At 45.8% G+C, this 626-nt stretch carries 1 pseudogene; it reads right to left on the bottom strand.

What is annotated here, in order from left to right:
• Positions 1 to 626: pseudogene (locus ACTU7M_RS11495) on the bottom strand (oxaloacetate decarboxylase subunit alpha); the annotation flags it as partial.

Here is a 626-nt window from a genome sequence, read left to right as displayed (position 1 = left end):
GCCATTTTAGGTTCCAGCAAGTCTGCCGGACGAACCGTCAGAACTTCCTCATTCCCAATGATTTTTTCAGTCATTTCTTCTGAAATTGGAGCTGGGGGTTGGCCATAAAGTCCTTTTACATAGTCTTTGATTTCCTTGGGAATCATCTTATAGCGCTCGCCGCTCAAAACATTCATGACCGCTTGGGTTCCGACCATTTGGGATAACGGTGTTACTAATGGCGGATAACCTAATTCAGCACGCACCACCGGCACCTCCCGCAGCACTTTTTCATATTTGTCCTCTTGTTTGGCATCTTTTAATTGAGACAGTAAATTGGACAACATCCCACCGGGTACTTGATAAAGCAATGTATTGGGTTCAACATCCATAACTTTGGGGTTCAGGATGCCATCCTTACGAAACTCTTCCTTGATCGGCCGGAAATAATCCGCAATTTCTTTCAATTTTTCTTGATCAAGCCCACAATCGTAGCCAAGTTCTTCCAATGCAATGGCAACCGATTCAGTTGCGGGTTGGCTCGTTCCGCCTGAAAATGGTGAAATTGCCGTATCAATGATGTCTGCACCGGCTTCCACTGCCTTGAGGTAAGTCATTTCGGCGATGCCACTCGTTGTATGCGTATG

Origin of the sequence: Jeotgalibaca sp. A122 (genome assembly GCF_052266715.1) — a bacterium.
GTDB lineage: Bacteria > Bacillota > Bacilli > Lactobacillales > Aerococcaceae > Jeotgalibaca.
This window is presented reverse-complemented; position numbering and strand designations above follow the sequence as displayed.